Annotated in this window: 7 protein-coding genes; 5 read left to right on the forward strand and 2 right to left on the reverse strand. The window is 44.4% G+C overall.

The genetic code is table 11. From position 1 onward, the window contains the following. The first annotated feature begins 251 nt into the window (after positions 1–251). The 5 genes from RMO55_RS11710 (at position 252) to RMO55_RS11730 (ending at position 5,594) form a co-directional block, all read left to right on the forward strand. Entirely contained in the window at positions 252–851 is a 600-nt protein-coding gene (locus tag RMO55_RS11710) for a thioredoxin family protein (protein WP_310426727.1), read from the forward strand. 154 nt (positions 852–1,005) lie between these two features. After that, positions 1,006–2,160: an NAD-dependent epimerase/dehydratase family protein gene (locus tag RMO55_RS11715; RefSeq protein WP_310426728.1), complete on the forward strand. Its 1,155-nt coding sequence runs from the start codon at positions 1,006–1,008 to the stop codon at positions 2,158–2,160. A 293-nt stretch (positions 2,161–2,453) separates the two neighbouring features. After that, the gene (gene psbU / locus RMO55_RS11720; protein WP_310426730.1) at positions 2,454–2,876 is read left to right on the forward strand and encodes a photosystem II complex extrinsic protein PsbU; all 423 of its coding nucleotides are present in this window, start codon (positions 2,454–2,456) and stop codon (positions 2,874–2,876) included. A gap of 256 nt (positions 2,877–3,132) precedes the next feature. Next, on the forward strand, positions 3,133–4,848 hold the full coding sequence (nadB, locus tag RMO55_RS11725) for an L-aspartate oxidase (protein ID WP_310426731.1): 1,716 nt from the start codon (positions 3,133–3,135) through the stop codon (positions 4,846–4,848). A gap of 143 nt (positions 4,849–4,991) precedes the next feature. After that, a complete protein-coding gene (locus RMO55_RS11730; protein ID WP_310426732.1) occupies positions 4,992–5,594 on the forward strand; it encodes a CHAP domain-containing protein in 603 nt (200 codons plus the stop codon). 125 nt (positions 5,595–5,719) lie between these two features. Here RMO55_RS11730 and RMO55_RS11735 read toward each other — a convergent pair whose 3' ends face one another. Both RMO55_RS11735 and dndE read right to left on the reverse strand, forming a co-directional pair. Next, complete coding sequence (locus RMO55_RS11735; RefSeq protein WP_310426734.1) at positions 5,720–6,031, reverse strand: hypothetical protein; 312 nt, start codon at positions 6,029–6,031, stop codon at positions 5,720–5,722. Then, positions 6,024–6,434 (reverse strand): DNA sulfur modification protein DndE, encoded by a 411-nt coding sequence (dndE, locus tag RMO55_RS11740; protein ID WP_310426736.1) that lies wholly within the window; start codon positions 6,432–6,434, stop codon positions 6,024–6,026. The genes RMO55_RS11735 and dndE overlap by 8 nt, the downstream gene beginning before the upstream one ends. Between the last annotated feature and the right edge of the window lie 227 nt (positions 6,435–6,661).

The raw sequence follows: 6,661 nt of genomic DNA on the forward strand, positions 1-6,661 counted from the left end.
AACTTGAAGAGGGCATGACTTTCGCTGTCGAGCAGCTAGTCGAGATTGAGGAGTATGGGAAAGCTGCAAGTGGATTACTTCAATCGCTGACCACCGTCTACACAAAGGTGGGAATCGGGGTTTAGGCGTTGAGATTTAGGGTGAGTAGGTGATAATTTAGGATACGCTAGTCAAAGTATTAGAGAATGTTGATCAGGATCTGGGAAATTTCAGCTCTACTATTTCAAACCTCAAACCTAAACCCTAACTTTATGGTCAGAACTGCATCGACAATGTTACCTTTGGGCGTAAGTGCGCCAGCTTTTAATTTGATTGATGTCGTTAGTGGGGACTCAATTTCCCTGGATACATTTACGGGCAAAAAAGCATTATTAGTAATGTTTATTTCAGTTCACTGTCCTTTTGTCAAGCACGTTCAAACCCAACTAGCACAGATCGGTAAAGACTATAGCAGTCAAGGTCTGGGACTGGTGGGAATTAGCCCCAATGACATTGATAAGTATCCCGATGATGCTCCAGAACATTTACAGGCATTGGCACATGCAGAAGGGTTTAATTTCCCCGTCTGCTGTGACACTAGCCAAGCTGTTGCCAAGGAATATACAGCTGCTTGTACGCCTGATTTCTTTTTATTCGATGGCGATCGATATTTAGCTTATCGGGGACAATTAGATGATAGTCGTCCTTCCAATGGTAAGCCAGTTACCGGCCAAGATTTGCGCCAAGCGATCGAATCATTACTCGCAGGTAAAGAGGTAGATCCCAATCAACGCCCCAGTATTGGCTGCAATATCAAGTGGATTGCTGGGAATGAACCAGAATACTTCACAGGTGTTAGAGCAGAAGACTAACTGGTAATCGAATTCTAGTTTTCAACCGTAACTTTCCAATTAATTTAACCAATTCTTAACCGTAATTATTCAAAATTACGGTTTACTGTTTGCGCTACTGCTGATACATTGAGCGAATACTTGCGCACATAATAATAATCTTATTCTCGTATTTATGAAAGTTCTGGTGATTGGCGGCGATGGTTATTGTGGATGGGCAACTGCGCTGTACCTATCCAACCGAGGGTATGATGTCGGGATTTTGGATAGTTTAGTCAGACGACATTGGGATTTAGAATTAGGCGTAGAGACACTTACGCCGATATCCAGCATTCACCACCGGATTAAACGCTGGCAAGAATTGACGGGTAAAGAGATCGAGTTATTTATTGGTGATATTAATAATTATGATTTCTTACAAAAATCTTTGCAGAAATTCCAGCCAGCAGCAGTAGTCCATTTTGGCGAGCAGCGTTCGGCACCATTTTCGATGATTGACAGGGAACATGCAGTGCTAACGCAGGTAAACAATGTGGTGGGTAATCTCAACCTGTTATATGCCCTACGGGATGATTTTCCCGATTGTCATCTCGTAAAATTGGGGACGATGGGTGAATATGGTACGCCGAATATCGATATTGAGGAAGGGTACATCACGATCGAGCATAATGGTCGTACTGATACTCTACCCTATCCCAAGCAGCCTGGAAGTTTTTACCATCTGAGTAAGGTTCACGATAGTCACAATATCCAGTTCGCTTGCAAAGTCTGGGGTTTACGCGCGACGGATCTCAATCAAGGGGTGGTATATGGGGTGCTGACTGAAGAAACGGGGATGGATGAATTATTAATCAACCGTCTCGACTACGATGGCATCTATGGTACGGCTCTGAATCGGTTCTGCATTCAAGCTGCGATCGGACATCCGCTGACAGTCTATGGTAAAGGTGGACAAACTCGCGCCTTTTTAGATATTCGCGATACAGTTCGATGTGTCGAACTCGCCATCGAAACTCCAGCCAATCAGGGCGAATTCCGCGTCTTCAACCAGTTTACCGAGATGTTTAGCATCAACGATCTGGCATTGAAAGTCAAGCAAGCCGGAATCACCCTCGGATTGGATATAGATGTTCAGGAGATCGAAAATCCCCGCATCGAAGCCGAATCACACTATTTTAATCCCAAAAACACTAATCTGCTCAAGTTAGGACTCCAACCGCATTTTCTGTCAGACTCTCTCCTCGATTCTCTCCTCAATTTTGCCATCAAGTACCAAGATCGCGTCGATCGATCTCAGATTTTGCCAAAAGTTAATTGGAAACGGGAGTAAATTAGGGGATAGGGGATAGGGGATAGGGAATAGGGGATAGGGGATAGGGGATAGCAAATAAAAGGAACGCGAGTGTTCTAAACATTAAAACCAAGTAAGTTAGGGAATAGGGAATAGGGGATAGCAAATACAAGGAACGCGAGCGTTCTAAACATTAAAACCATAACCTTTAATTTTAATCTCTAGTCTTTATTTCCTACTCCCTATTCCCTACCCCCTATTCCCTATTCCCTATCCCCTAATTGCGGTAAGATAATGAAAAATAAGATGCTGTGTTAGGAGATACATAATTTATGAAACGGTTTGCCCGTCTGCTCGTTGTCTTTAGTCTCTGCTTGACTTGTTTGGCTGGTGTCACACAACAAGCAATGGCAGCTAATTGGGATAGTTCCATGATATTTGCTGCCGCTCCCTCGACTGGAGAAGTCATTCGCAATAGTGCTGATAGCAAATTAAGCACGGAATTTGGCAAAAAAATCGATCTAAATAATACTAACGTTCGATCGTTCCGCAAGTATCCTGGTCTTTATCCTGCCCTAGCACGGAAAGTAGTTGATAATGCTCCTTACAAGAGTGTCGAAGATGTGTTGAATATTCCTGGTTTAAGCGAAAAGCAAAAAGAAACGCTCAACGCCAACCTCGACAAATTTACATTGACGGCTGTGGATGATACCTTTACTGAAGGTGGCGATCGCTATAACAATGGCTATTACTAATAATTATCGGTAATTTACAAATTTACCTCTATACTTCGTTGCCCACCCACATTTAGGGTGGGATTTTTGTGTCGATCGTCACAGATAATGATGATAGTGAATAGTGAATAGTGAATAGTGAATAGTAGGGAGAGGGGAAAGGGTAAAGGGTAAAGGAAATATGCCCAATACTTCTGTTAGTCTCCCAGTCTCCCAGTCTCCCAGTCTCCCAGTCCCCCCTTTACCCCTTCCCCTTTCCCCTTTACCCCTCTTTCTTATGCCCTTACCTACTAGCTTTGATGTCATCGTCGTCGGGGCTGGAGCTGCTGGATTATACTCGGCATTGTGTTTGCCAGCCAATCTGAGAGTGGCAATTGTGAGTAAGGCTAGTTTACCTCTGTCGGCTAGTGATTGGGCACAGGGAGGGATTGCTGCGGTGGTAGATCCGCAAGACTCGGTAGAATTGCATGTTGCCGATACTCTACGGGCAGGGGCAGGGTTGTGCGATCGATCTGCGGTAGAATTTTTAGTTACCCATGCTGCACCCTGTATTGATTCGCTAGTTGATTTTGGAGTAGCATTCGATCGCGTCAGCGTGCCGCTAGATGGCGATCGATCGAGTGATAAATTAGCCTTGACTCTAGAAGCTGCCCATTCCCGTCCGCGCGTGCTTCATGCGGCGGATACAACGGGGAGAGCCTTAGTTAGTACTTTAGCCGATCGAGTCTTAGCACAACCAAATATTACGGTATTAACCCATGCCTTTGCCCTAGATTTGTGGCTGGAAGCAGGTAAATGTCGGGGAATTAGCCTGCTATATCAAGGGCAGATTAGTTGGATAACAGCTACCGCCGTTGTCTTGGCGACAGGTGGTGGCGGACAGGTTTATGCTCAGACGACTAATCCCGATGTCAGTACTGGCGATGGGGTGGCGATGGCGCATCGAGCTGGAGCACTGTTGCGAGATCTCGAATTCTTCCAGTTTCATCCTACCGCACTGACCAAAGTTGGTGCGCCGCGATTTTTGATTAGTGAAGCGGTACGCGGCGAAGGTGCCCATTTAGTGGACGATAATGGTTATCGGTTTACCTTTGACTATCATCCCGCTGGAGAACTTGCCCCCAGAGATGTCGTCAGTCAGGCGATTTTCAGTCATTTGCAAAAACATAGTCCCGACCCCGCTCAAGGGTGTGTGTGGCTTGATTTAAGCCCAATCCCCGCAGCAAAAATTCGCCATCGGTTCCCAAATATTATTAAAGTTTGTCAGCATTGGGGCATTGATATTTTAAATGAGTTAATTCCGGTTGCTCCAGCGGCACACTATTGGATGGGCGGAATTGATACGGATTTGATGACACAAACTAGTATTCCAGGACTCTATGCAGTAGGAGAAACCACTAGCACGGGAGTACATGGAGCCAATCGATTGGCGAGTAATTCGCTATTAGAATGTGTGGTATTTGGTGCTCAACTAAATAAAATCTCAATTCCCGCCCAATCTTTAGCAGCAGAGTCACCCATATATTCAACTTTAACTGAGTCGCCAGAATTAGATCTTTGGGTAGAACAACTAGCCCAAACCCCAGCAGATTGGGCAGATCGAATTCAAGCTATCCGCCAAGAATTACCGCGTTTAATGTGGCAAGCCGCCGGAATTTGCCGAGAACAAACCAGTCTGGCAGCGGCGATCGATCGAGCCAAATTTTTGCAAGTAGAGTTTAATAATCTACCAATCAGTCGATCGATCTATCGACTTACACCGCCACAAACTAGCATTTTACCAACAGGAATATCAGAATTAGATCTGCGGACTTGGGGCGAAACTCGAAATCTATTAGAAATCGGACTCCTAATTTTAACTGGTGCAGTTATGCGCACCGAAAGTCGTGGCGGACATTATCGGACTGATTTTCCGACGATCGATCCGACCTGGCAAGTACATACACTTGTTTGTAAAGATAGCTGGTCTAAGTCTAACTCGATCGAAGATTAAATCAATTGAGCTAAACATCCTAGACAAAATTAAGTATTTTGGCTGCTATCTATAACCATTAAGCCGATCTATTCGCTGGTAAAATAGTATAATTACCAGTTGTCGAAAATCAGTTACTAGTTATTTTAATAAAGTGAATCGCCATGACTAAACTATCTCACATTGCCTTAGCAATTTTGGCCGCAGTGTCCTTAGCTCCTTGCACTTTCCCCAGCGTAACATATGCTGGCAGTGACAGCCCTAACGGGGAGTCACTACCCTCTAGCTCTCAACTGGGAATTAATCTTGACGGTGCGTATTATCAAGCTAAGGGAAATCAGTTAATCGCTTGGAATAACCAAAATAGAGGACCTCATCCGTTTGAATGCGTCGAATTTGCCTATGGGAGATCGATCGAACGTGGTTTATTTAAAAATAATCGCGGGATTGCCACTGTGCTGACTGGCGATGCTCATACCTGGGACGATCGAGTTGCCAATAGCCGCTATAGCAAGCAATTAAATACCACCGCCAGAGCTAATAGTATCGTTGTTTGGCAAGCCAATCTTAAGTTTAGTTGGAAGGAAGGTAATACTACTTATACTCAGAATACCGATCCTGTTGCTGGGCACGTTGCATTTGTCGAAAAAGTTTATCCCGATGGTTCTTTTCTAATTAGTGAAGGCAATCATCAAGCTCAACCCATCATTCGCTTGGTAAAAGCCGGAACTCCAGTTGCAGCAGCAGCTAAATTTATTTACTTGTAGCGATTGTTTCCATCTTGTACTAAGTAATTTAGTTTCCCAGTCAATTCAGCATAGAGATTGATTCAAATAAGCTTGAATCAATCTCTTTTGACAATTTAGGAATCAGTTGAATTGGAAACAACTGCTCACAAACCATCAGTACGATGAATGGATTCAATTAATTCTTCCACCTCTTCTTCATCGACACATTGCTGGATTTGAGCGTTAAACCACTCCAACTCCTCAGCGGCTGGCTGTTGGATCTGATAAACTAATAGTGTCCCTGCGACACGAGCCAGGGTTACGGGTGCTGGAGACATGTGACTGAGGAGAGCCTGGGCATTTTGGTAAATGAGATCGATCGATGCCCGATCTAGGGTAGATCCTAACTGAGTAGCAAGTTGGAGTAAGCTGTCCTGAATGGACGGATCTTCATTACCGAGTGTAGAATCAATCATGAGTCGGAGAATTGTGATTTGGCACTGCTAAACTCACTAAATCTTCAATTTTCCGAATACTGGCATCGCCAGATAGGTAGCCGATCCCACGATGTAAATGCAATCGAAATTGCTGAGACAAAATTTCTGGGGTAATCTCCAATCCATCCTGATGACATCGCTGTCGGAGTGCGAGGATCGAGAGATCTGCTAATTCGCCACCAAATACCCGCCACGTCATTTCGAGATTACTATCCGCTGGAATCGGCACTAGTGAAGGGGGTGCCGTTTCCGCCAACGATCGAAAAAACGCCCAACGACAGAGAATATTCCACTGCTCGATTTTAGTCGATCGCTTGAGTTTCATCAATTGCTCTTTAGCTGTTTGCGATAGTTTAATGCTATTAACAGGCGGTTCGATCATTAATTGATAATTGATAATTGATAGTTGATAATTGATAATTGAGATTAGTGAATAGTGGGTAAAAGGTAAAGGATAAAGGAAATATGCCCACACCCCACACCCCTACTCGCCCACACCCCCTCGCCCCCTTCCCTTATGTCTACAGTGCAACGTAAAGCCGAACATATTCGGATCTGTTTAGAGTCAGATGTCCAGTTTCAGAGTCAGAGTAGTGGATTCGACAGGTA

The organism is Chamaesiphon sp. VAR_48_metabat_135_sub (genome assembly GCF_031418915.1).
Taxonomy (GTDB): domain Bacteria; phylum Cyanobacteriota; class Cyanobacteriia; order Cyanobacteriales; family Chamaesiphonaceae; genus Chamaesiphon.

Coding starts and splice junctions, on each gene's coding strand:
- RMO55_RS11710 (WP_310426727.1), top strand. CDS start 252: ATGGTCAGAACTGCATCGACAATGTTACCTTTGGGCGTAAGTGCGCCA.
- RMO55_RS11715 (WP_310426728.1), top strand. CDS start 1,006: ATGAAAGTTCTGGTGATTGGCGGCGATGGTTATTGTGGATGGGCAACT.
- psbU (WP_310426730.1), top strand. CDS start 2,454: ATGAAACGGTTTGCCCGTCTGCTCGTTGTCTTTAGTCTCTGCTTGACT.
- nadB (WP_310426731.1), top strand. CDS start 3,133: ATGCCCTTACCTACTAGCTTTGATGTCATCGTCGTCGGGGCTGGAGCT.
- RMO55_RS11730 (WP_310426732.1), top strand. CDS start 4,992: ATGACTAAACTATCTCACATTGCCTTAGCAATTTTGGCCGCAGTGTCC.
- RMO55_RS11735 (WP_310426734.1), bottom strand. CDS start 6,031: ATGATTGATTCTACACTCGGTAATGAAGATCCGTCCATTCAGGACAGC.
- dndE (WP_310426736.1), bottom strand. CDS start 6,434: ATGATCGAACCGCCTGTTAATAGCATTAAACTATCGCAAACAGCTAAA.